The following is a 22,703-nucleotide window of genomic DNA, read 5'->3' as shown; positions in this document are numbered from 1 at the left end:
TCACCGCCGCTAATCCGTCCTCGATGGAGAGACGGGATCGGTCTGCCGTACGGTGTGCGCGAAGCCTGCAAAACCTTGCCAATGGCCGGCGCTGTGGTCAAGCGCGGACGCGGGTCGCATTTTCGGGACGGCCATCCCACATGCTGGGGTAACGCAATGTTTGCAAAAGCTCACTTTGCATACACGCGCGACCACTCTGGAGTTACATGCCCTGTTCAGGGGCTTGCGGAAATGAAGGTATCAGTTGACCGGATCACGGGTTGCGCGCCGTCCGACCGTTTCCTACCCCACTGCGGCTTCCCAAACAGGACCTTCTCTGATGAAATCGCGGCCGTGCCGCGCGTGGTCCCCTCCGCTGGCGGCACGGTTCGGCGGGTCAGGCGGGGAAGAAACGACGGAGGCGATGTCGTGAGCACCGGACCGACGACCCTGCCCGCGCTCGGCGACACCGCTCGGCCCGCGCGCCGACGGTTGCCGAGACTGCGAGACGCCCGGATCCGGTCCAAGCTGGCGCTGATCCTGGTCGTCCCGGTGGCGGCGGTGATCGCGCTGGCGACGGTGCGGTTGATCTCAGTGGGCGAGGGCGCCGTCGACGCCACCCGGGCGCGGTCGCTCACCGCGCTCTCCATCGACGTCAGCGCGCTGACCCAGGACCTCCAGGTCGAGCGGATGGCCGCGGCGGCCTACCTGGCCGCTCCGCAGCAGCCCGCCGACGCGTACAACCTGCGGGTCCGCCAGACGCAGCAGCGGGTGGACGAGTACCGCGCCGAGCGGGGCCGGATCGGCGAGGTGCCGGCGGCCCTGCGCAACCGGCTGGCCGCGATAGACGAGCATCTGGCCACATTGGACGGCACGCGTCAGGAGGTGCTGGACCGCCGGCAGATGGCCGTCGCCGAGGCGGTGCTGCGTTACGGCGTCATCCTCACCGACCTGGTCGCCTACGGTGACGGGCTGGCCCAGCTCCCCGGCGAGGAGAGCCTGTCGGACAGCCGCCGGGCGGTCGCCGCGTTCGCCCGGGCCAAGGCGTCCGTCGCGGAGGAGGAGGCGGTCGCCTTCACCGCGCTGACCGCCGGTCAGCTCGACGAGGAACAGTTCTCCTCCTTCGTCGCCACGCTGACCAGCCAGCAGGAGGCCCTGGTCGCCTTCTCGCTCGCCGCCGACCCGGTGCAGCGCGCCCTGGTCGACAGCACCGTCTCCGGTGACGCCGTCGGCCTGTCCGACCGGGTGGCCACCGACATCACCCGCTCGGTGGGGCAGCGACCGCTGGTCACCGCACAGGACGCCACCGCCGCCATCGGCGCGGTCCACGACCTGATGCGCTGGGCCGAGATCCAACTGCAGAACCGGCTGCTCGAGCAGGCCGACGAGGCGCGCTCGAACGTCATCCGGCAGGCCGTGGTCGAGTCGGTGCTGGTGCTGCTGACGCTGATCATCGCCGTTTCGCTGGCCGTGGTGCTGGCCCGCTCGCTGAACCACTCGCTGCGTCGGCTGCGCGAGGGCGCGCTCTCGGTGGCCAACCACGACCTGCCCGACGCGGTGCAGCGGCTGCAGAACATGGGCAGCGTGGGCGACGGCGGGGTGGACGAGATCGTCCGTCAGGTCCGGGACCCGATCCAGCTCACCAACCGCGACGAGGTCGGTCAGGTGGCGTTGGCTTTCAACGTCGTACACCGGGAGGCGGTGCGGGTCGCCGCCGAGCAGGCCGCGCTGCGTACCAGCGTCTCGGCGATGTTCCTCAACCTGGCCCGCCGCAGTCAGACCCTGGTCGACCGGATGATCGGCGAGCTGGACGCGATCGAGCGCGGCGAGGAGGACCCGAAGCGGTTGGCGCAGCTCTTCGAGCTGGACCACCTGGCCACCCGGATGCGCCGCAACGACGAGAACCTGCTGGTCCTGGCCGGCGCCGACTCCGCCGTACCGCGCCGCGACGACGCCCTGGTGGTGGACGTCCTGCGCGCGGCCCAGTCCGAGGTGGAGCTGTACAACCGCATCGAGTTCGGCACGGTGGACACCGACATCTCGGTGGCCGCGCACGCGGTCAACGACGTCGTACGGCTCGTCGCCGAACTGCTCGACAACGCCACCCGGTTCTCGCCGCCGAACACCACCGTGGTCGCCGACGGCCGCCGGATCCGCGACTACGTGCTGATCCAGATCGAGGACCGCGGGCTTGGCCTCAGCGACGAGCAGCTCGACTCGCTCAACCGGCGGCTGGCCGCGCCGCCGAGCGTCGACGTCGCCGCGTTCCGGCTGATGGGCCTGGCCGTGGTGAGCCGGCTCGCCTCCCGCTACGGCATCCGGGTGGAGTTGCGCCGCAACATGGACGGCGGCACTGTTGCCCAGGTGACGCTGCCCGCCGCAACCGTGGTGCTGCCCGTCAACCGGGGCCGCGAGCAGGCGCTGACCCGGCCACGCCAGCCGATGGCGGTCGAGCAGACGCCGCTCACCCCGGTCGGTCACGCCGAGCCGTTCGCCGGCGCCACCACCTCGGCGGCGACGCTGCCCGACCAGTGGCGGACCAGCACGCCAACGCCGGCGACCTGGCCGTCACCGCTGGACGCCCGGGACACCGCCCCGGCCGTGCAGGCCGGCGGCTTCAGCGGAGCGCACGCGACGGTGCCGCCCGCGGCGGCCCCGGCCGCCCCGGTCCCGCCGGGCCGGACTCCGTTCAAGGCCGGGGGCGCCCCGGTGGGCAGCCCGACCGTGGCCTACCCGACCATCGACCCGCTGCCCCGGCGCGGCTCGGGGGCGGACGCCACCGACGCGCGGAACGCTTCGGTGCTGCCGGTCGGGCCGGTCGCCGGCCCCGGTGCGGTCGCACCACCGGCCACACCGCCGGCGCCGGCCGCGCCGGTCACCAACCGGCCCGACTTCCCCGCCGAGGCACCGATCTTCCGGGAGATGGAGGCGGTCTGGTTCCGGTCGCACGGCGACGACGCCACCGCGATCTTCACTCGGCCGCAGTTCGACTCGCCGCCACCGTCCGCCGGCGCCCGTCCGGCCGACGTCGGCCCGCGTTCGGGCGGCGGCCACCCGACCGCCGCGTCCGCGCCGGTCGCGACGCCCGCCCGACCGCCACTGCCAACCCGTACCCCGGGCGGCTCCGCCACCGACGGCACCGGAACGCCGGGCACCGCGAGCACGGGTGGGCTCGGCGCCGCGACGCCGCCGCCGTCGTACAACCCGCCGCCGGCAGCCCGGCCCGCGCCGGCCGCGCCGGCCGCGCCAGCCGCGTCCGTCGCGCCGGCCGCGCCCGCCGCTCCGGCGGGGGACCCGAACGCCTGGCGGACGGCGGCGGACGAGGGCTGGTCCCGCGCCAGCCGGGCCGCCGAGCCGGCGGCCGCCGGTACCACCCGTTCGGGGCTTCCAAAGCGGGTGCCGCAGGCACAGCTCGTGCCGGGCGGCATCGAACCGAAGGGCGGTCGGGACCGCAGCCGGCGGACCCCCGATGAAGTACGCGGCCTGTTGTCGGCCTACCACCGTGGCGTGCAGCGCGGACGGACGGCCGGAACGGACCTGAACAGCACCTCGACCAAGGAGAGCCGATGAACAGGCCAGCTGCCATGCAGGACATGGGTTGGCTGCTCACCAACTTCGCCGACAGCGTGGCGGGTATCGCCCACGTGGTGGCGGTGTCCGCCGACGGGCTGCTGCTCGCCTCCTCCCGGGACCTCCCGGGAGACCGGGCGGACCAGCTCGCCGCGATCACCTCTGGCGTGGTGAGCCTGACCGAGGGCGCGGCCCGCATGTTCAGCGCGGGCGGGGTGTTGCAGACCGTCATCGAGATGGACAGCGGATACCTCTTCCTCATGTCGATCAGCGACGGCTCGTCGATGGCCGTGCTGGCCGCGCGCAGCTGCGACGTGGGTCAGGTGGGCTACGAGATGGCGCTACTGGTCGAGCGGGTCGGTGCCGCGCTGGTGCCGCTGCCGCGCGACGCGGTGCGCTCGTAGCGACGAGACGACGGCGCGCCGACCGCGCGCCGGACCAGGGAGGGGAGGCGGTGTGGACCGGCTCCGCAGGGGACGAGGAGGTGATCGGGGATGGACCAACGACGCGCTGACCCGCGCGGCGCTCTGGTGCGTCCCTATGCGGTCACCCGTGGTCGTACCGAGCCCCGGCAGGACATCGCCCTCGAGGCGGTCCTCACGGCTTCTCCCACCCAGGTCGCCGAGTCCCGCTTCGCCGGGCATGACAAGCACAGAATCGCCACGGTCTGTGAAGGCCGGGCACAGTCGCTGGCGGAGATCGCCGCGTACACCCGGATGCCGCTCGGCGTCGCCCGGGTACTGGTCGCCGACATGGTGGCCGAGAGCCTGCTGACGTTACACACTGCTGCTCCCGCCGAGGGGTTCGAGGAGCGGATGGAACTGCTTGGAAGGGTGCTAAGTGGACTTCGCAGGCTATGACCCCGCCGGGGGGCGGCAGAGCCGGGGAATCGTCTCCGCGAAGATCGTCGTCGCGGGCGGCTTCGGCGTCGGTAAGACGACGCTGGTCGGGTCGATCTCCGAGATCACACCGCTGACCACGGAGGCGGTGATGACCGCGGCCGGTGTCGGCATCGACGATCCGTCCAAGGTGCCGGGCAAGGAGACCACCACGGTCGCCATGGACTTCGGCCGTATCACCATGGCCGAGGACCTGATCCTGTACCTCTTCGGCACACCCGGCCAGACCCGGTTCTGGTTCATGTGGGACGAGATCATCCGGGGCGCGGTCGGTGCCGCCGTGCTGGTGGACACCCGCCGGATCACGGACGCCTTCGCCCCCTTGGACTACTTCGAGAACCGCAACCTGCCGTACGTGGTGGCGCTGAACCGCTTCGACGGCGCTCCCCAGTACGAGCTGGAGGAGGTCCGCGAGGCGCTGGCCATCTCGCCGCAGGTGCCGCTGGTGATGACCGACGCCCGGCACCGGGACTCGGTCAAGCAGGTGCTGGTGACGGTGGTCGAGCACGCCATGCTCCGGCTGCAGGCCGAGCACGGCCGGGGTTTCCCCACGCCGGTCGGCTGATCCGACGTGGCCGGCCGGCACACACCGGCCGGCCGCGAGGCGTCAGTCGACCCGGAGCCGGTAGCCGCGCTTGACCATGGTCTGCACCACGCGGGGAGCGCGCAGGCCGGCCCGGAGTCGGGCCACGGCCATCTCCACCGCGTGCTCGTCCGCGCCCCTGGGCAGGGTCCGCAGCAGCGCCGTGCGGGACAGCACCCGACCGGGGGACCGGGCCAGCGCACGCAGCACCGCCATCGGGGCGGGGGGGAGCGGGCGCAGCTCACCGTCGATCACCGCGGCGTGCCCGCGCAGGGTGAGCAGGTGATCGCCGGCCTTGAACGTCGTCGTCCGGCGGGGCAGCTCGTCCACGATCGTCCGCACCAGCGCGCCGAGCCGGGCCCGGCCCGGCGCGCTGACCGGCACCCCGAGCCGCAGCAGCGGCTCGGCGGTCACCGCGCCGACGCAGCTGGCCAGTACGTCGCCACGAAACGCGGACAGCACGGCGTCGGTACGGTCCCCGGCCGCCCGCAGCAGCGCCTCGGCCGCGGGTGCCGAGGTGAACGTCACCGCGTCCACCAGTCGGCCAGCGATCAGGTCGATCAGCCGGTGCAGCGGCGTCGGGTCGGTCGGCGGGGCCCAGCGGTAGACCGGAACCTCGATTACCGTGGCCCCGGCCGCCTCCAGCGCGAGCGTGCAGTCCGGCTGCCGCTCGCCGTGCAGCTGCATGGCGATCACCTGCCCGGCCACCCCACGCCGCCGCAGGTGGTCGACCACCTCGTCGCAGCTCTCCGAGGCCGGTGACCACTGGTCGTGCAGCCCGGCGGCCCGGATCGCGCCGCGCGCCTTCGGGCCTCGGGCCACCACGTACGACGCGGCCAGCACCGAGCGCAGTGGCTCGGCCAGCCCCCAGCCCTCGGCGGCCTCCAGCCACCCGCGCATGCCGATGCCGGTGTTGGCCATCAGGATGTCCGGCGGCCGGTCCAGGCAGGCGCGGGTCGCCTCGCGCAGCTCGGTGTCGTCGGACAACGGCACGATCCGCAGTGCCGGGGCGAGGACCACCCGGGCACTCCGCCGTTCGAGCAGCGCGGCCAACTCGTCGCGCCGCCGGTCGGCGGTCACCCCGATGGTGAAGCCGGCCAGTTCCTCCCGCATCAGGCCTCCTGTCGCAGCCGCACCTCGACCAGCCCGGCCCGGCAGCGCACGTCGTGCCGGGCCACGGCCACTCCGGGCAGGTCGAGGCAGCGGCCGGTGCGCAGGTCGTACACCTGCTTGTGCAGCGGTGAGGCGACCGTCGGCAGCGCGCCGCGGCTGCCCACGATGCCCAGGGACAGCACGTACGCGCCGGCGTTGCTCGCCCGCGCCGCCGACCAGTTGCACGCCCGGTCCGTGCCGCACCGGACGGTCCGGGCCGACCTGGCCGACCCGCTGCCGACTGGGCGGTACGACGCGGTGGTCAGCGCGCTGGCGATCCACCACCTGACCGACAACCGCAAGCGTGACCTCTACCGGCGGGCCGCCGCCGCGCTCGCACCCGGTGGGGTGTTCGTCAACGCCGAGCAGGTGGCCGGCCCGACCCCGGCCGTGGACCGGCGCTACGACGAGGCGTGGACCGAGCGGATCACCGAGCTGGGCTCGCCTCCCGAGGAGATCGCCGCAGCCCGGGAGCGGATGCGGCACGACCGACCGGCGACGGTCGCCGACCAGTGCCGGTGGCTCACCGAGGCCGGCCTAGTCGACGTCGACTGTTACTTCAAGGAGTGGCGTTTCGCGGTGTTCGGCGGTCGGGCAACCGGCGCGGGACGCCGACACGTGCGACAACGCCGGAATGTGCGTTTCGACGCCGGTGGTGACCCGCCTGCCCGCGAGGATGACTGATGGTCATACCGATGGGTAGTCTCACCGGCATGACTGCCAAGGTGACCCTGTCGTTCACAGACGAGACGATCGAGGAGGCCCGACGGTTCGCCAAGCGCGAGGGGCTGTCGCTCTCGGCGTGGATGGACCAGGCCGCCCGGGAGAAGGCGCTGCGCGAGGTCTTCACCGCGCACGCCGCCGCCGTCAGCCGCGCCGGCCTGGACCTGGAATCCGCCGCCCTCGCCGACGCCCGCGAGGTGGGCATGGTCGACGACCTGCTCTTCCGCGGACGGCCGCGTGCTGCGCAGGGGTGAGGTCTGGCGCATCGAGGGCGCCCGGGAACGCCTCGGACTCGTGATCAGCTCGGACGTCTACAACTCCACCGACGTGCCCATCGTGATCGTGGTCGAGGTCGTCGAGGAGTCGCTGCTGCGGGACTCCCCGCTCGCCGTGTCGATGGGCCGGTACGTGGTGATGCCCGACCGGCTCTCCTCGCCGATGAAGAAGTGGTTCACCGACTGCGTGGATGTCGCCGACACCGACACCATGCTCCGGGTCGGCCGCGCGCTGCGCATCCTCCAGCAGCTCTGACCGCCGATCGCGGCTCCCCGCCCAGCCGGGGTCGTGCCGCGCGGGCTCACCACCGCCGCCGGTCCGCGGTGCGGCCCTCGTTTCCGCGCCGACCCGCGCCGGGCACTGCCCGGTAACCCGGTGTTCCTAGCGTTCCCCCTGGTCACGCCGACGAGGAGGAGCCGCAGTGAGCACGCTCACCAGCACCACAGTCACCGCCGCCCCGCCGGACGCCCCCGGGCGCCGGCGGGAACTCGCCGACTGGCGCCCCGAGGACCCCCACTTCTGGCGGACGACGGGAGCGCCGATCGCCCGGCGCAACCTCTGGGTCTCGATCTTCGCCGAGCACGTCGGCTTCTCGGTGTGGAGCCTCTGGTCGGTGACCATGCTCTTCCTCGGCCCCGGGTACGGCATCGACCCGGCCGGCAAGTTCCTGCTCACCGCCGTGCCCGCCGCGCTGAGCGCGGTGTTGAGGCTGCCGTACACGCTGGCGGTGGCCCGCTTCGGCGGACGGCGGTGGACCGTCGTCAGCGCGCTGCTGCTGCTGGTGCCCACCGTCCCGATGACGGTGCTGCTGGAGCCGGGCGTGTCGTACCCGACCCTGATGGTGCTGGCCTGCCTCACCGGGATCGGTGGCGGCAACTTCGCCTCCTCGATGGCGAACATCAACCTGTTCTATCCGCAGCGGCCCAAGGGCCGGGCCCTCGGGCTCAACGCGGGCGGCGGCAACCTGGGCGTACCCGCGGTGCAACTGGTCGGACTGGCGGTGCTGGCCACCGCCGGGGCCGCGTACCCCCGACTGGTGCCGGCGGTCTACCTGCCGCTGATCGTGCTGGCCGCGCTGGCGGCGGCCCGGTGGTTGGACAGCGTCCCCGGGGCCCGGAACGAGCCCGGCGCGCTGTGTGCGGCGGCCCGCGACCCGCACACCTGGATCATGTCGGTGCTCTACATCGGCACCTTCGGGTCGTTCATCGGGTTCGGCTTCGCCTTCGGCCAGGTGCTCCAGCTCCAGTTCGCCGAACGCTTCCCCACCCCGGTCGACGCCGCCTGGCTGACCTTTCTCGGCCCGCTGGTCGGCTCGGTGGTCCGGCCGCTGGGCGGGCACCTCGCCGACCGGCTGGGCGGGGCCCGGGTGACCTTCTGGAACTTCGTGGCGATGGCGGCCGGCGCGGGGGCGGTCCTGTACGCGGCCCGGGAGCACTCGTTCGCGCTCTACCTGGCGGGGTTCCTCGCCCTGTTCGTCTTCTCCGGCGTCGGCAACGGCTCCACCTACAAGATGATCCCGGCGATCTTCCGGGCCCGGGCGGCGCAAGCGGTGTCCGACGGTCGGTGCGATCCGGCGGCCGCCGCGCGCTCGGTCCGGCGGATGACCGGCGCGCTGATCGGCGTCGCGGGGGCGGTGGGCGCCTTCGGCGGGGTTCTGGTCAACGTGGCGTTCCGCCAGTCGTTCCTCACCTCCGGCACGGCCGACGCCGCCTATCTCGCGTTCATCGGGTGGTACGCGCTCTGTTTCGCGGTGACCTCGCCGTCTACCGTCGGCGGGGGGCGGCCCGGCTGGCCGGCGTGTGGGCTGTGCCATGATGGGCTGCGCCGGCACACGCGGCCGTACCCCCGTTTTGACCTGCTGATGGGGCGCCGGGTATCGTTGCCTGCTGTTGTACGACATCCAGAGGCGTGCCCCATCAGGTACGCTTGGTCGTTCGTGCGCGCCTGGTCACCTCGGCGCGCGACCCCAGACCGACGACGAGACAAGGTAGACCTGTGCGTACGTACAGCCCGAAGCCGGGTGAGATCGAGCGTCAGTGGCACGTCATCGACGCCTCTGATGTCGTGCTGGGCCGCCTGGCCACCCACGCCGCCACGTTGCTGCGTGGTAAGCACAAGCCGACTTTCGCGCCGCACGTCGACACGGGCGACTTTGTCGTCATCGTGAACGCGGGCAAGGTTGCGTTGACCGGCAACAAGCGCCAGACCAAGATCGCCTACCGCCACTCCGGTTACCCGGGTGGTCTGAAGCAGATCGGCTACGAGGAGCTGCTGACCAAGCGCCCCGAGCGGGCCATCGAGCTGGCTGTGAAGGGGATGCTCCCGCACAACAAGCTCGGCCGTCAGCTGATCAAGAAGCTGAAGGTCTACGCCGGTGCCGAGCACCCGCACCTCGCGCAGCAGCCGGTGCCGTTCGAGATCAAGCAGATCGCGCAGTGAGCGCGGGCGAAGGAAGCAGCATGACCGACATCACCGAGACCGAGGTCGCCCCGGAAGCCCCCGAGGCCACCGAGGCGCCGGCGCCCGTCGCCCGCGCGCCTCGTGGTGACCGGCCGATCCAGACCGTGGGCCGCCGCAAGGAGGCCATCGTCCGGGTTCGTATCGTCCCGGGCACCGGCAAGATCACCTGCAACGGCCAGGACCTCGAGGCGTACTTCCCGAGCAAGGTGCACCAGCAGCTGATCAAGGACCCGCTGGTCACCGCCGAGAAGCCCGAGCAGTTCGACGTCATCGCCAACCTGCGTGGCGGCGGCACCACCGGGCAGGCCGGTGCGCTCCGGCTGGGCATCGCCCGCGCGCTGATCATCAACGACCCGGACGACCGCCCGGCCCTGAAGAAGGCCGGCTTCCTCACCCGGGACGCCCGGGTCAAGGAGAGCAAGAAGTACGGCCTCAAGAAGGCCCGTAAGGCTCCCCAGTACTCGAAGCGCTGATCTTCACCAGCGCGTTGTACTTCTGACGGACGGCCGGTCCGCCTCCCCTCGACCGGGGAGGTGGGCCGGCCGTTCCGCTTTCTCCTCATCAGTGGTGCTCATCGGAGGTTGGCGGGTATGGGTCGGTTGTTCGGCACGGACGGCGTACGCGGGCGGGCGAACGCGGATCTCACCCCGGAGTTGGCGCTCGCGCTCGCCGTGGCCGCAGCGCACACTCTCGCCGAGACGGACCGCAGCCATCCGCCGCTCGCCGTGGTCGGCCGGGACACCCGGGCCAGCGGCGAGATGCTGGAGGCCGCCGTGGTGGCCGGGCTGACCAGCGCCGGCGCCAACGTGGTGCGGGTCGGCGTGCTGCCCACCCCGGCGGTGGCGTACCTCACCGCGGAGGCCAAGGCCGACCTCGGGGTGATGCTCTCCGCGTCACACAACCCGATGCCGGACAACGGCATCAAGCTCTTCGCCGCCGGCGGGCACAAGCTGCCCGACGAGATCGAGATGCAGATCGAGGCGGCCGTGGAGGCGAACGCCACCACCGCCTGGGAGCGACCGACCGGCGCCGGCGTCGGCCGGGTGCACGACCTGCTCGACGGCGCCGACCACTACGTCCAGCACCTGGTCGGCACCGTGCCGCACCGGCTGGAGGGGATCAAGGTCGTGGTCGACTGCGCCAACGGCGCCGCCGCCGAGGTCGCCCCGGTCGCCTACCGGGAGGCCGGCGCGGAGGTCGTGGCCATCCACGCCGAGCCGGACGGGTTGAACATCAACGACGACTGCGGCTCGAACCACATCGAGGCGCTGCGTGCCGCCGTGGTCGAGCACGGCGCGCACCTGGGCATCGCCCACGACGGCGACGCCGACCGCTGCGTGGCGGTCACCGCCGACGGCGACGAGGTCGACGGCGACCAGGTGATGGCCATCCTCGCGCTGGCGATGCGGGACGCCGGCACGCTCACCCGGGACACCCTGGTGGCCACCGTGATGAGCAACCTCGGGCTGCGGCTGGCCATGTCCGCCCAGGGCATCCGGCTCATCGAGACGAAGGTCGGCGATCGGTACGTGCTGGAGGAGCTGCGCGCCTCCGGGCTGGCGCTCGGCGGTGAGCAGAGCGGCCACATCGTCATGCCCGCGCACGCCACCACCGGCGACGGGGTGCTCACCGGTCTGCACCTGATGGCCCGGATGGCGGCCACCGGCCGATCCCTGGCCGAGCTGGCCTCGGTGGTCACCAAGCTGCCCCAGGTGCTGATCAACGTGCCGGTCGGCGACCGCACCGTCGGCGCCGGCGCACCGGCCGTCCGCGCCGAGGTCGAGCGGGCCGAGGCGGAGTTGGGCGAGACCGGCCGGGTGCTGCTGCGCCCGTCGGGCACCGAGCCGCTGGTCCGGGTGATGGTCGAGGCGGCCACCGAGGCGATCGCCCGCGAGGTCGCCGAGCGGATCGCCGACCTGGTCCGCACCGCCAGCCCCAAGCCGTAACCCCCGCGCTCCCCGCGCGTCCCCGCGCGGCTAGCTCCCGCGTCGATCTAGGGCGAATCATCGTGAGTTGATCTCAGATCGCGACGATTCCCCTAGATCGACGGGGGCGGAGAGTGGGGGTGGGTGGTTCAGAGGCGGCGGAGGCGGGTTACCGCCTCGGTCAGCACCTCGGGGCGCTTGCAGAAGGCGAAGCGGACCAGCCGTCGGCCCGCCTCCTGATCGTCGTAGAAGACCTGGGTCGGCACGGCCACCACGCCGCAGCGCTCCGGCAGCGAACGGCAGAACTCCACCCCGTCCCGACCGCCGAGGGCGGTGACGTCGGCGGTGACGAAGTACGTCCCCTCCGGCACCAGCACCTCGAACCCGGCGTCGGTGAGGCCGCCGACGAGCTGGTCGCGGCGCTGCTGGAGGCCGTCCCGGAAGCCGGTGTAGTAGTCGTCCGGCAGGGCCAGCGCCACGGCGACCGCCGGTTGCAGCGGGGCGGCGTTGACGAAGGTGAGGAACTGCTTCACCCGCAGCACCGCCGAGACCAGCGCCGCCGGACCGCTCACCCAGCCGACCTTCCAGCCGGTGCAGGAGAACGTCTTGCCGGCCGAGGAGATGCGCAGCGTCCGTTCCCGCATCCCGGGCAGGCTGGCCAGCGGCACGTGCGGGCTCGCCGCGTCGGTGAAGACCAGGTGCTCGTACACCTCGTCGGTGACCGCGAACGTGCCGTACTCCTGGCACAGCTCGGCGACCAACGCCAGCTCGGCCGGGGTGAAGACCTTGCCGGTGGGGTTGTGCGGCGAGTTGAGCAGCACCAGCCGGGTGCGTGGACCGAACGCCGCGCGCAGCTCGGCCGGGTCGAAGGCGTACCGGCCGTCGGCGGCGGGGCGCAGCGTGACCGGCCGCCGGACCGCGCCAGCCAGCGCGATCGAGGCGGCGTACGAGTCGTAGTACGGCTCGAAGCAGACCACCTCATCGCCCGGCTCGCAGAGGGCGAGGATGCTGGCCGCGACCGCCTCGGTCGCGCCCGCGGTGATCACGATCTCGCCGTCCGGGTCGTACGCCAGGTCGTGGAACCGCCGCTGGTGGGCCGCGACCGCCGCGCGCAGGGCGGGGATCCCCGGACCGGGCGGGTACTGGTTCTGCCCGCCGCGCAGCGCCTCGGCCGCAGCGGCCAGCATCTCGGGCGGGCCGTCGGTGTCCGGGAATCCCTGGCCGAGGTTGACCGCACCGGTCCGTACGGCGAGGGCGGACATCTCGGCGAAGATCGTCGTGCCGAACGGCCGCATCCGGGCCACCAGCGGGTCGACATCGGTGCTCGTCGTCACCTGCGACAGCCTACGTGCCGGTGCCGCGGGTTCAACCAGGCCGGTCAGCCAAAGCAGCTCGTCCGCCACCCCGCGCTGCCGGTCTCCTCCGTCACCGGCTTGCCTCCTCCGACGGTGACCGAGCAGGCGATCCGTTCCCCACTGCCGGCGGTCTTTCCGGCCTGCACCATGACGTGGTCCCGGCGGTCGGTGTGGATGCTCGTCCGCCAGGGCAGCGTGGCCCCGCTCAACCAGATGCCTTCGCCGTTCGCGTCGTAGTAGAGGATGTCGGCCGGCCCCTGCCCGGTGACCTCGTAGACCACCTCGGTCTGCACGGGACCAGCGGACGGGGTCGTCGCGGGACCGACCGAGAGGGTCGGCGCCGGCGTGGCGGCGGTGGAGCTCGCGTCGGCGTTCCGGGCTCCGCTGGCGGCCGGGTCATCCTCGCGCGGCTGGTCGGCCGGGCGGAGGAACGAGTATCCGCCGATGCCGCCGCCGAGCAGGAGCGCGGCGGCGAGTACCGCGCCGGTCACCGCGCGCCGGCTCCGGCGCTCACCCGCGCCCGAACCGGTGTGCCCGGGCTGGGGGGCCGGATCGCCGGAGCGCGGAACCGCGCCGGGGTTCGGTGCGGGCGTGGACGGAACGGAGGGCGACGGCCCTTCGGACATGATTACTCCGCTCTCGGGGGTGACCGGCGCGGTGCTCGGCCGGCGATGGGGAGTCTACGGATGGCGGACAGTGGCCCGAACGAGCGCTGTGGGCTTTTTCGTCTGGTGGGTCGGTCGGTCTCCTGCCGGCCGGTTGCGGCCCTGATGCATGGGTAGGCAGGGGAGCGGTGAACGCCCGTGTTGTCGTACGCCTGGCCGGCGATCCGGCCGGGTGGGCGCAGCGCGTCGGACGTTCGCTCAAACTCAGTGTTCGTTTAGCCGGCTTTCGAGCAACCATCGTGAGCGAAACTGGGTTAGGCTGCGGGCCATGTGTGGAATCGTGGGTTACGCGGGCGCGCGCCCCGCACTCGGCATCGTGCTCGACGGGCTGCGGCGGCTGGAATACCGCGGCTACGACTCGGCGGGCGTCGCGATCGTCTGCGACGACCAGCTGCTGACCGAGAAGAAGGCCGGCAAGCTGGCCAACCTGGAGAAGGTGCTCTCCGAGCGGTCTGCCGACGACCCGACCTCGTGCGCGGCCAGCCCGATCGGCATCGGTGACGGCACCACCGGCATCGGGCACACCCGCTGGGCCACCCACGGCGGCCCGACCGACCGCAACGCCCACCCGCACCTCGCCCCCGACGGCCGGGTCGCGGTGATCCACAACGGCATCATCGAGAACTTCGCCAAGCTGCGCGCCGAGCTTGAGGCCGACGGCGTCCAGTTCACCAGCGACACCGACACCGAGTGCGCCGCCCACCTGCTCTCCGCCGCGCTCGCCGACCTGCGGGCTGCCGGGCAGCCGGACAGCCCGCAACTGCTCGCCGCCGGCATGCGAGTGGTCTGCCAGCGGCTGGAGGGTGCGTTCACCCTGCTCGCGGTGGACGCCTCGGTGCCCGGCGCGGTCGTCGGCGCCCGGCGCAACTCGCCGCTGGTGGTCGGCCGCGGCGAGGGCGAGAACTACCTGGCCAGCGACGTGGCCGCGTTCATCGAGCACACCCGCGAGGCGGTCGAGCTGGGCCAGGACCAGATCGTCCTGATCACCGGCGACAGCATCGAGATCACCGACTTCGACGGCCAGCCCGCCGCCGGCAAGGACTTCCACATCGACTGGGACTCCTCGGCCGCGGAGAAGGGCGGCTACGACTGGTTCATGCTCAAGGAGATCGAGGAGCAGCCGCAGGCCATCGCCGACACGCTGCTCGGTCGGCTCACCGAGACCGGCGAGATCGCCCTCGACGAGGTCCGCCTCAGCGACCAGGATCTGCGCGACGTCGACAAGATTTTCATCGTGGCCTGCGGCACCTCGTACCATGCCGGCCTAGTCGCCAAGTACGCCATCGAGCACTGGACCCGCATCCCCTGCGAGGTCGAGCTGGCCAGCGAGTTCCGCTACCGCGACCCGGTGCTCGACCGGTCCACGCTGATCGTGGTCATCTCGCAGTCCGGCGAGACCATGGACACCCTGATGGCGCTGCGGCACGCCAAGGAGCAGAAGGCCCGCGTGCTGGCCATCTGCAACACCAACGGCTCGACCATCCCGCGCGAGTCGGATGCCGTGCTCTACACCCATGGCGGGCCGGAGATCGCGGTCGCCTCCACCAAAGCGTTCCTCACCCAGGTGGTCGCCTGCTACCTGATCGGCCTGCACCTGGCCCAGGTGCGCGGGATCAAGTTCGCCGACGAGGTGGGCGCGGTGGTGGCCCAGCTCCAGGAGATGCCGGGCAAGCTGCGCGAGCTGCTGGCCCGCATCGAGCCGGTCCGCGAGCTGGCCCGGGAGCTCAAGTCCGAGCCGACCATACTGTTCATCGGCCGGCACGTCGGCTACCCGGTGGCCCTGGAGGGCGCGCTCAAGCTCAAGGAGTTGGCGTACATGCACGCCGAGGGCTTCGCCGCCGGCGAGCTGAAGCACGGCCCGATCTCGCTGATCGACAAGGGCACCCCGGTGATCTGCGTGGTGCCCTCGCCGGTGGGCCGGGGCATGCTGCACGACAAGGTCGTCTCCAACATCCAGGAGGTGCGGGCGCGCGGCGCGCGGACCATCGTGATCGCGGAGGAGGGCGACGAGGCCGTCGTCCGGTACGCCGACCACCTGATCTACGTGCCGCGTACGCCGACCCTGCTGGCCCCGCTGGTCACCACGGTGCCGCTCCAGGTGCTCGCCGCCGAGATCGCCGCCGCCCGGGGGCACGACGTCGACCAGCCGCGCAACCTGGCCAAGTCCGTCACCGTCGAGTAACCGACCCCGACCACCGACCCGGGCCCCGGACGTCGCACCACGCGGCGACCGGGGCCCTCGTCGTGCCCGGACACGGCCCGTCGGCCGAATAGCGGCCCAGAACGATGCGGGCCATGCCGTCCAGCGCCGGGTTGGCCGGATCCCAGTAGCCCACGTGTCCGTGCCGCCCGCTGGGGAAGGTGCGCCCACCAAAGCCCCCTCCGGCCGGATCCCGGCCGAACCACAGCTCGTGCTCGCCCTGCCCGCCCAGACCGAGCACGGCGGCCAGCGGTGAGGTGCCGAGCAGCATCTGCCGGGCCAGGTCGGCCGGGGGACGGGTCAGCCGGATCACGTCGTCCGGTGCGCTGCTCGCCCAGACCTGCCCGGGCGGCACGCCCAACTCGGCGGCCTGCGCGACGCCGACCCCGGGTGAGCCGACGAAGACCAGTGCGTCGGCGGCCAGCCCGTGGTCCCGGGCGGCCATGCCCACGACCAGGGACCCGTAGCTGTGCCCGAGCACGGTCTGCCGGGCCGGCGGCCCCTCGTGGCTGGCCCGCAGCCCCTCCTGGAAGCGGTGCAACGCCGGGCCGGCGTCCCGGGCCTGGCCGGCGGTGGCCGCCTCGTGCAGGAAGTCCGGGGCGTCGTAGTCCAGCCAGAGCACCGCGGCGGTCTGCTCGCCCGGGTCGAGCGTGGCGCACCGGCCCTGCCGCGCCACCCGAGCCAGCTCGCCCGGAGCGTCGTCGAGGCCGGCGGTCATCCCCGGCACGTAGGTCACCACCCGGTCGGCGTGGTCCGGGTCGCCGAGCGAGACCACCACCCGTCCCTCGCCGGTCGGGTCCAGCCCGAGCAGGTAGGCCCGCGGGACCTGCGGCCCGCCCAGGCGGTCGGCGAGCGCCTCCAGACCGGCCAGGCGCGCCTCGACCCGGCGCAGCCGCAGTGCGTCGACCGGCCCGGGTGGCACGCGGGACAGCAGCCGCCGCCGCTCGGCGACGAGCTCCTCCCGCCGGGCCCCGAGCAGCAACCGGTTGGCCTGGTACCGGGCGGCGACGGGCACGCCGTCGAGCCGCCCGACCAAAGTCGGCTCGTGCCCCACCAGCCACCGGCGCTGCGCCGGGGTCAGCCCCGCCCACCACGCCCGGACCTCGACCGGGGCGGCACCCGGCCCGGGCCGGCCGGGCGGCGGCGGTGCCTGCCAGCCGTCGACGGCCGCCGTGGCCAGCTCGTCCAGTCGCGCCGTCGCGGCCCGGTCCGCCGCCCCGGCCAGCTCCAGCGCGGCCCGTAGCGCCGCCGCCACCCGGGCTGCCGCCGGCCCGTCCCGCTCACTGGGTGGTTGCGACCGGGCCGGATCGGCGGCGACCCGCCCGTGCCGGTCGATCTGCAGCCCCGCTCCCTCCGCCAGCGCCACGGCTGCGGCCAGCCGGCCCTTCGCCACCGCGAGCCGACCGGCGAACTCGGCGAGCACCTGATCGGCCTCGATCAGCGCAGGTGCGACCGACGTCAGCTCGCCGCGCAGCCCCGCGAGCCGCCCGTCGGCCGCCGTCGCCGCCCGGCCCGACCAGGCGACGCGCAGCGCCCTCGCGTCCGTGCTCAGCTCGCCGGCCCGCGTCTCGACCAGCGCGGTCAGCCCGCACCACGCGGCTCCGGCGGCCTGCCACGCCCCCGGATCGGCCGCCCAGAGCTGGGCGTAGCCGACCACGGGCGCCGGCGGGCCGCCCCGCTCCGCCGCGACGCGTCCCCCGGCGCCCACCGGCTCGGCGTCCGTGCGTGGGCGTGCCGGCGCGGTCACCGGGGTAGTGCGGCGAGCCGACCGGCGGCGCGGTCGTCCACCGCCCGGTAGGACTCCACCGCCGTCCGGACCGCCCCGCCCGTCACCGCCACCAGGCCGCTGAGTCGGCCCAGCCAGCCGTGCACCGCCGACTCCATCCCCACCAGCGCCGCGCCGGCCGACCAGTCGGGTGCCGACACCACCAGCCCCGGCACCCCGACCAGCCCATGCGCCAGCCGGTACGCGTCGTCGTCCAGCAGCCGGGCCACTCCACGCAACAGCTCCGGTCGAACCGTCAACGGCTCCTTTGTCATCCCGACACCCCCGCGTGCGATCGGCATCGACGGATCGACGGTAGGTGGGGTACGAACAGCCGGGAGTGCCCTGTGGACGGCCGCCGACGGCCGTACCCCGACCTGTCCACAGGCGTTGCCCACCGCTGGGTCGACGGCTAATCTGCCGCCTCGACCGCCGGTAGGGTGGGTTGGTGATCGTCGCTGTCGGCATCGATGTCGTCCTGGTCGACCGGTTCGCCCGGTCCCTCGCGCGGACGCCGCTGCTCGCGGACCGGCTCTTCACCGGGGCCGAGCGGCACACCCGCTCCGGCAACCCGCGCTCGCCGGAATCGCTCGCCGCCCGCTTCGCCGCCAAGGAGGCCGTCGCCAAGGCGCTCGGCGCGCCGGCCGGGCTGAGCTGGCACGACTGCGAGATCGTGCCCGACCCGGACGGCCGCCCCCGGCTCATGGTCTCCGGCACGGTGGCGGCGGCGGCCGTGGAGCGTGGGGTCAACCGCTGGCATCTCTCGCTGTCGCACGACGGCGGGATCGCGTCGGCGATGGTGGTCGCGGAACGTTGACGTTGGCCGGGCGGGCCGGGACGGGCCCACCCGCGAGCAAAATGGGACGGTGGCATGAGATCGGTGTGGCGGGTGGCCGACGTACGGGCGGCCGAGGCGGGGCTGATGGGCACGCTGCCGGAGGGCACGCTGATGCAGCGGGCCGCCGCTGGGCTGGCCCGGCGGGCCGCGCTGCTGCTCGCCGAGCGGGGCGGGGTGTACGGCGGGCGGGTGCTGCTGCTGGTCGGCTCCGGCGACAACGGTGGCGACGCGCTGTACGCCGGGGAGCGGCTGGCTTGCCGCGGCGTCATTGTGTCCGCCCTGCTGCTCACCCCCGGGCGGGCGCACGCCGCCGGGCTGGCCGCGCTGCGGGCCGCCGGCGGCCGGCTGGTGGAGCGGCCCAGCGGTCCAGTCGACCTGGTTCTCGACGGCATCGTCGGCATCGGTGGCACCGGGGGGCTGCGGACGAACGCGGACGAGGTGGTCCAGCGCCTCGGCGAGCTGCGCGGGCGGGACGGCGGCCGGGCCACCGTGCTGGCGGTGGACGTGCCGAGCGGGGTGGCGGTGGACACCGGGCACGTGCCGCTGTCCGCGTCCGGCCGGCCCACCGCGGTCCGCGCCGACGTGACGGTCACCTTCGGCGCGTTGAAGCCCGCCCTGGTCGTCGGACCGGCGGCCCCGCTGGCCGGCCAGGTGGAGCTGGTCGACATCGGGCTGCGGCCGTGGCTGCGGGGCACGCCGGCGCTGCGGGTCACCGAGTGGTCCGACCTGGTCGACGGGTGGCCGCGGCTGGGCCCGGCGTCGGAGAAGTACAGCAGGGGCGTGGTCGGCGTGGCGACCGGCTCGGCGACGTACCCGGGTGCGGCGGTGCTCTCCGTTGGCGGGGCGCTGGCCGGGCCGACCGGCATGGTCCGCTACGCCGGCGGCGCCCGCGCCGAGGTGCTGCACCAGCACCCCTCGGTGATCGCCACCGGCCGGGTCGCCGACGCCGGCCGGGTGCAGGCCTGGGTCTGCGGCTCCGGGCTGGGCACCGGCGAGGACGCGGCCGTGGAGTTGCGCGCCGTGCTGGCCGCGCCGGTGCCGGTGGTGCTCGACGCCGACGCCCTCACCCTGCTGGTCGACGGCTCGCTCGCCGACCAGCTACGCGGCCGGGACGCCCCGATCGTGGTCACCCCGCACGACCGGGAGTTCGCCCGGCTCTGCGGGGAGGAGCCCGGCGCCGACCGGGTCGCCGCCACGCTGCGGCTGGCCGCCTGGATGAACGCGGTGGTACTGCTCAAGGGGGACCGCACGGTGATCGGCACGCCGGACGGTCGGGCGTACGTCAACCCCACCGGCACCCCGGCGCTGGCCACCGGCGGCACCGGTGACGTCCTGGCCGGGCTGCTCGGCTCCCTGCTGGCTGCCGGTGTGCCTGCGGACCGGGCGGCGGCCTCGGCCGCGTACCTGCACGGGCTGGCCGGCCGGGAGGCGGCCCGAGGCGGGCCGGTGACCGCGCCTGACGTGGCCACCGCACTGCGTCCGGTCGTCGCCCGGCTGGGCTGATCGCGGCGTTCCGGGTGGGATGGCCGGATCCCCGACCCGGGACGTGCGTCGCCGCCCGGGGTGATCACGGCGGAAAGTAGGCTGGGTGTATGTGGCAGGCCGAGGTACGCGTCGATCTTGACGCGATCCGTGAGAACGTGAGCCGACTCCGGTCCGGCACCAACGCCGAGCTGATGGCGGTGGTGAAGGCCGACGGGTACGGCCACGGCATGATCCCGGCCGCCCGGGCGGCAATCGACGCCGGGGCGGACTGGCTCGGTGTCTGCACCCTCGACGAGGCGCTCACCCTGCGTCGGGCCGGGGTGGCCGTGCCGGTGCTGGCCTGGCTGCTCGCGCCCGGGCTGCCGCTGCACGAGGGCGTCAGCGCCGGGGTGGACCTGGCGGCGGCCAGCCTGCCGCAACTCGACGAGATGATCGAGGCGAGCCGGCGCGCCGAGCGCCCGGCCCGGCTGCACCTGAAGATCGACACGGGGTTGTCCCGGGGTGGGGCGACCGTCGCCGACTGGCCGGCGCTGCTGGACGCCGCCGCCAAGGCGCAGGCCGACGGCCTGGTCGAGGTGGTTGGTGTGTGGAGCCACTTCGTGTACGCGGACATGCCCGGCCACCCGACCACGGACCGGCAGCTGTCTGTCTTCCACGAGGGGCTGACGATGGTGGAGCGGGCCGGGCTGCGCCCGCGCTGGCGGCACCTGGCCAACTCGGCGGCCACCCTGACCCGGCCCGACACCCACTTCGACCTGGTCCGCCCCGGGCTGGCCGTGTACGGGCTTTCCCCGGTGGCCGGCGAGACGTACGGGCTGCGACCCGCGATGACCGCGCGGGCCCGCGTGATGCTCACCAAGCGGGTGCCGTCCGGCACCGGCGTCTCCTACGGGCACACCTACACCACCGAGAGCGAAGCGAACCTGGCCGTGGTGCCGCTCGGGTACGCCGACGGGGTGCCCCGGCACGCGTCCAACAGCGGGCCGGTGCAGCTCGCCGGCGCGCGGCGGACCATCTCCGGGCGGGTCTGCATGGACCAGTTCGTGCTGGACTGCGGCGACGACCCGGTGGCCGACGGCGACGTCGCGACGCTGTTCGGTAGCGGCGCCGACGGCGAGCCGACCGCCGACGACTGGGCCGAGGCCGCCGGCACGATCAACTACGAGATCGTCACCCGGTTCGGCGGCACCCGGGTGCCCCGGGTCTATGACGGCGAGCGGCCATGAGTCCGTACCGCATCCCGCGACCGCGGACCGCGGCCGGTCGGGTCGCGGGGCTGGTCGGCGCCGCGGTCGGGGTGGCCGCGGCCGGCCTGGCGGCCGGCGTCGCGACCGAGCGCACGCTGGTCCGCCGGCTCAAGGCCGACCCGACCGACCGCTACGCGCACGAGACGTTCGGCGAGCAGCGGTACGACGACGCGTTCCGGCTGGAGTTGCCGGACGGCACCGACATCCACGTCGAGGTGGTCGAGCCGACCAGGCCGGTGCCCGGGCGCCCGACGGTGGTGCTGGTGCACGGCTTCTGCCTCGACATGGGCACGTTCCACTTCCAGCGCCAGATGCTCGCCGCGCGCGGCGACTACCGGATCGTGGCGTACGACCAGCCCGGTCACGGCCGGTCCGGCCGGCTGGAGACCGGCGAGTACGACCTCGCCGCGCTCGGCCAGACGCTGCGCCGGGTGATCGACCGGACCACGCCCGAGGGGCCGCTGGTGCTGGTCGGCCACTCGATGGGCGGCATGACCATCATGGCGTTCGCCGAGTTGTTCCCGGAGCTGTTCGGTGACCGGGTGGTGGGCACCGTGCTGATGGCCACCTCGGGCGGGCTGATCGCGGAGACCAAGCTGGTCGCGCCGGCGCTGCTCGGCCGGGTCGGCGGCCCGGTGCTGTTCATGGTCAGCAACGCCACCCGGTACGGCGGGCCGGTGATCGACAAAGCCCGCAAGTCGACCTCGAACGTGGCCTGGCTGCTCACCCGCAAGTACGGCTTCGGCACCCGCAAGCCCAGCCCGGCGCTGGTGTCCTACGTCGAGACGATGAACTCCCGGACGTCGGCCGACACGGTGACCCGCTACCTGCGGACCCTGGCCACCCACTCGCGCTTCCCGGCGCTCGCGGCGCTGGCCGACACGCCGGTGCTGGTGGTGGTCGGCGACAAGGACATGATCACTCCGGTGACCCACTCGGAGGAGATCGTCCGGCGGTTGCCGCACGCCGGGTTCGTGAAGATCCAGGACAGCGGGCACGTGGTGATGCTGGAGCACGCGGACGAGGTCAACGCCGCGCTGGCGCGGTTCCTCGAGTCACTGGAGAGCGTGGAGGAACGGTGAGTTTCGTGGTCAAGCTGCCCACCGTCGAGGACACCCGGGAGTTCGGCCGCCGGTTGGCCGGGCTGCTGCGCGCCGGTGACCTGGTGCTGTTGACCGGGCCGTTGGGTGCCGGCAAGACCGCCCTCACCCAGGGCATCGGCGTCGGGCTCGGCGTGCTCGGGGACATCACCTCGCCGACGTTCGTGATCGCCCGGGTGCACCGGCCCGACCCGGCCCGGGGCGGCCAGGTGGCCCTGGTGCACGCCGACGCGTACCGGCTGGGTGACGCCACGGACCCGCGCGCGGAGATCGACGACCTGGACCTGGACGCCTCGGTGGACGAGTCGGTGACCGTGGTGGAGTGGGGCGAGGGCCTGGTGGAGCAGTTGGTGGACGCGCACCTGCGGGTCCGCATCGACCGCCGCGACGACGACACCCGGATCGTCGAACTCGACCCGGTCGGTGGCGACTGGGCGCGGCGGCTCGCCGACCTGGCTTAGGCCGCCGGGTCGCTGTCGTA

21 protein-coding genes and 2 pseudogenes are annotated in these 22,703 nt (G+C 73.5%); 17 read left to right on the top strand and 6 right to left on the bottom strand.

Going from position 1 to position 22,703, the window contains the following annotated elements; genetic code table 11:
* Positions 1-408 precede the first annotated feature (408 nt).
* The 4 genes from BUS84_RS19560 (at position 409) to BUS84_RS19545 (ending at position 5,013) form a co-directional block, all read left to right on the top strand.
* Positions 409-3,549, top strand: a complete 3,141-nt coding sequence (locus tag BUS84_RS19560) for a sensor histidine kinase (protein WP_074314533.1) — start codon at positions 409-411, stop codon at positions 3,547-3,549.
* Positions 3,546-3,953 (top strand): roadblock/LC7 domain-containing protein, encoded by a 408-nt coding sequence (locus tag BUS84_RS19555; protein ID WP_007465177.1) that lies wholly within the window; start codon positions 3,546-3,548, stop codon positions 3,951-3,953. Before BUS84_RS19560 ends, BUS84_RS19555 begins: the two co-directional genes overlap by 4 nt.
* A 90-nt stretch (positions 3,954-4,043) precedes the next feature.
* Positions 4,044-4,409 (top strand): DUF742 domain-containing protein, encoded by a 366-nt coding sequence (locus BUS84_RS19550; protein ID WP_007465174.1) that lies wholly within the window; start codon positions 4,044-4,046, stop codon positions 4,407-4,409.
* Entirely contained in the window at positions 4,390-5,013 is a 624-nt protein-coding gene (locus BUS84_RS19545; RefSeq protein WP_074314532.1) for a GTP-binding protein, read from the top strand. The genes BUS84_RS19550 and BUS84_RS19545 overlap by 20 nt, the downstream gene beginning before the upstream one ends.
* A 42-nt stretch (positions 5,014-5,055) precedes the next feature.
* Here BUS84_RS19545 and BUS84_RS19540 read toward each other — a convergent pair whose 3' ends face one another.
* The gene (locus BUS84_RS19540) at positions 5,056-6,144 is read right to left on the bottom strand and encodes a uroporphyrinogen-III synthase (RefSeq protein ID WP_074314531.1); all 1,089 of its coding nucleotides are present in this window, start codon (positions 6,142-6,144) and stop codon (positions 5,056-5,058) included.
* Positions 6,144-6,335: pseudogene (locus BUS84_RS40050) on the bottom strand (nitrite reductase (NAD(P)H) small subunit); the annotation flags it as partial. The gene BUS84_RS19540 and the pseudogene BUS84_RS40050, both read right to left, overlap by 1 nt.
* On the opposite strand from BUS84_RS40050, the gene BUS84_RS19530 reads away from it, so the two are divergent.
* The 7 genes and pseudogenes from BUS84_RS19530 (at position 6,310) to glmM (ending at position 11,588) form a co-directional block, all read left to right on the top strand.
* Positions 6,310-6,867: a methyltransferase domain-containing protein gene (locus BUS84_RS19530; RefSeq protein WP_244298647.1), complete on the top strand. Its 558-nt coding sequence runs from the start codon at positions 6,310-6,312 to the stop codon at positions 6,865-6,867. The pseudogene BUS84_RS40050 and the gene BUS84_RS19530 sit on opposite strands and share 26 nt — an antisense overlap.
* Complete coding sequence (locus tag BUS84_RS19525; protein WP_074314530.1) at positions 6,867-7,160, top strand: DUF6364 family protein; 294 nt, start codon at positions 6,867-6,869, stop codon at positions 7,158-7,160. The genes BUS84_RS19530 and BUS84_RS19525 overlap by 1 nt, the downstream gene beginning before the upstream one ends.
* Positions 7,144-7,437, top strand: coding sequence for a hypothetical protein (locus tag BUS84_RS19520; RefSeq protein WP_074314529.1), 294 nt, complete (start codon positions 7,144-7,146; stop codon positions 7,435-7,437). Before BUS84_RS19525 ends, BUS84_RS19520 begins: the two co-directional genes overlap by 17 nt.
* A gap of 166 nt (positions 7,438-7,603) precedes the next feature.
* Positions 7,604-8,997 (top strand): annotated as a pseudogene (locus BUS84_RS19515) (MFS transporter).
* A 180-nt stretch (positions 8,998-9,177) separates the two neighbouring features.
* Entirely contained in the window at positions 9,178-9,621 is a 444-nt protein-coding gene (gene rplM, locus BUS84_RS19510) for a 50S ribosomal protein L13 (protein WP_074314528.1), read from the top strand.
* A gap of 20 nt (positions 9,622-9,641) precedes the next feature.
* A complete protein-coding gene (rpsI, locus tag BUS84_RS19505; protein ID WP_074314527.1) occupies positions 9,642-10,115 on the top strand; it encodes a 30S ribosomal protein S9 in 474 nt (157 codons plus the stop codon).
* Positions 10,116-10,232: 117 nt separating this feature from the next.
* Complete coding sequence (gene glmM / locus BUS84_RS19500) at positions 10,233-11,588, top strand: phosphoglucosamine mutase (protein WP_074314526.1); 1,356 nt, start codon at positions 10,233-10,235, stop codon at positions 11,586-11,588.
* A gap of 128 nt (positions 11,589-11,716) precedes the next feature.
* Here the strand turns inward: glmM and BUS84_RS19495 are convergent, their stop codons facing one another.
* Positions 11,717-12,901, bottom strand: a complete 1,185-nt coding sequence (locus tag BUS84_RS19495; RefSeq protein ID WP_074318939.1) for a pyridoxal phosphate-dependent aminotransferase — start codon at positions 12,899-12,901, stop codon at positions 11,717-11,719.
* A 44-nt stretch (positions 12,902-12,945) separates the two neighbouring features.
* On the bottom strand, positions 12,946-13,548 hold the full coding sequence (locus BUS84_RS19490) for an MmpS family transport accessory protein (protein WP_084757528.1): 603 nt from the start codon (positions 13,546-13,548) through the stop codon (positions 12,946-12,948).
* A gap of 307 nt (positions 13,549-13,855) precedes the next feature.
* Here BUS84_RS19490 and glmS point away from each other — a divergent pair, with 307 nt between their 5' ends.
* The gene (gene glmS / locus BUS84_RS19485; protein WP_074314524.1) at positions 13,856-15,769 is read left to right on the top strand and encodes a glutamine--fructose-6-phosphate transaminase (isomerizing); all 1,914 of its coding nucleotides are present in this window, start codon (positions 13,856-13,858) and stop codon (positions 15,767-15,769) included.
* On the opposite strand, the gene BUS84_RS19480 is transcribed toward glmS, so the two are convergent.
* Positions 15,756-17,534, bottom strand: a complete 1,779-nt coding sequence (locus BUS84_RS19480; protein ID WP_074314523.1) for an alpha/beta hydrolase — start codon at positions 17,532-17,534, stop codon at positions 15,756-15,758. The two genes, glmS and BUS84_RS19480, sit on opposite strands and share 14 nt — an antisense overlap.
* Positions 17,531-17,827, bottom strand: a complete 297-nt coding sequence (locus BUS84_RS40045; protein ID WP_074314521.1) for a hypothetical protein — start codon at positions 17,825-17,827, stop codon at positions 17,531-17,533. Before BUS84_RS40045 ends, BUS84_RS19480 begins: the two co-directional genes overlap by 4 nt.
* A gap of 173 nt (positions 17,828-18,000) precedes the next feature.
* On the opposite strand from BUS84_RS40045, the gene BUS84_RS19470 reads away from it, so the two are divergent.
* From BUS84_RS19470 to tsaE, 5 genes are all read left to right on the top strand, one after another.
* The gene (locus BUS84_RS19470; protein WP_074314519.1) at positions 18,001-18,369 is read left to right on the top strand and encodes a holo-ACP synthase; all 369 of its coding nucleotides are present in this window, start codon (positions 18,001-18,003) and stop codon (positions 18,367-18,369) included.
* Positions 18,370-18,423: 54 nt separating this feature from the next.
* The gene (locus BUS84_RS19465; RefSeq protein ID WP_074314517.1) at positions 18,424-19,893 is read left to right on the top strand and encodes an NAD(P)H-hydrate dehydratase; all 1,470 of its coding nucleotides are present in this window, start codon (positions 18,424-18,426) and stop codon (positions 19,891-19,893) included.
* 89 nt (positions 19,894-19,982) lie between these two features.
* Positions 19,983-21,101, top strand: a complete 1,119-nt coding sequence (gene alr, locus BUS84_RS19460; protein ID WP_074314515.1) for an alanine racemase — start codon at positions 19,983-19,985, stop codon at positions 21,099-21,101.
* Complete coding sequence (locus BUS84_RS19455) at positions 21,098-22,204, top strand: alpha/beta fold hydrolase (protein ID WP_074314513.1); 1,107 nt, start codon at positions 21,098-21,100, stop codon at positions 22,202-22,204. The genes alr and BUS84_RS19455 overlap by 4 nt, the downstream gene beginning before the upstream one ends.
* Positions 22,201-22,683, top strand: a complete 483-nt coding sequence (tsaE, locus tag BUS84_RS19450; protein ID WP_074314511.1) for a tRNA (adenosine(37)-N6)-threonylcarbamoyltransferase complex ATPase subunit type 1 TsaE — start codon at positions 22,201-22,203, stop codon at positions 22,681-22,683. The genes BUS84_RS19455 and tsaE overlap by 4 nt, the downstream gene beginning before the upstream one ends.
* The last annotated feature ends 20 nt before the right edge of the window (positions 22,684-22,703 follow it).

Origin of the sequence: Micromonospora cremea (genome assembly GCF_900143515.1) — a bacterium.
GTDB classification, from domain to species: Bacteria; Actinomycetota; Actinomycetes; order Mycobacteriales; family Micromonosporaceae; genus Micromonospora; species Micromonospora cremea.
The sequence above is the reverse complement of the archived record's forward strand: the minus strand, read 5'-3'. Positions and strand labels throughout refer to the sequence as shown.

Coding starts and splice junctions, on each gene's coding strand:
- rpsI (WP_074314527.1), top strand. CDS start 9,642: ATGACCGACATCACCGAGACCGAGGTCGCCCCGGAAGCCCCCGAGGCC.
- glmM (WP_074314526.1), top strand. CDS start 10,233: ATGGGTCGGTTGTTCGGCACGGACGGCGTACGCGGGCGGGCGAACGCG.
- BUS84_RS19490 (WP_084757528.1), bottom strand. CDS start 13,548: ATGTCCGAAGGGCCGTCGCCCTCCGTTCCGTCCACGCCCGCACCGAAC.
- BUS84_RS19455 (WP_074314513.1), top strand. CDS start 21,098: ATGAGTCCGTACCGCATCCCGCGACCGCGGACCGCGGCCGGTCGGGTC.
- alr (WP_074314515.1), top strand. CDS start 19,983: ATGTGGCAGGCCGAGGTACGCGTCGATCTTGACGCGATCCGTGAGAAC.
- BUS84_RS19530 (WP_244298647.1), top strand. CDS start 6,310: ATGCCCAGGGACAGCACGTACGCGCCGGCGTTGCTCGCCCGCGCCGCC.
- BUS84_RS19550 (WP_007465174.1), top strand. CDS start 4,044: ATGGACCAACGACGCGCTGACCCGCGCGGCGCTCTGGTGCGTCCCTAT.
- BUS84_RS19555 (WP_007465177.1), top strand. CDS start 3,546: ATGAACAGGCCAGCTGCCATGCAGGACATGGGTTGGCTGCTCACCAAC.
- BUS84_RS19540 (WP_074314531.1), bottom strand. CDS start 6,144: ATGCGGGAGGAACTGGCCGGCTTCACCATCGGGGTGACCGCCGACCGG.
- glmS (WP_074314524.1), top strand. CDS start 13,856: ATGTGTGGAATCGTGGGTTACGCGGGCGCGCGCCCCGCACTCGGCATC.
- BUS84_RS19525 (WP_074314530.1), top strand. CDS start 6,867: ATGGTCATACCGATGGGTAGTCTCACCGGCATGACTGCCAAGGTGACC.
- BUS84_RS19465 (WP_074314517.1), top strand. CDS start 18,424: ATGAGATCGGTGTGGCGGGTGGCCGACGTACGGGCGGCCGAGGCGGGG.
- BUS84_RS40045 (WP_074314521.1), bottom strand. CDS start 17,827: ATGACAAAGGAGCCGTTGACGGTTCGACCGGAGCTGTTGCGTGGAGTG.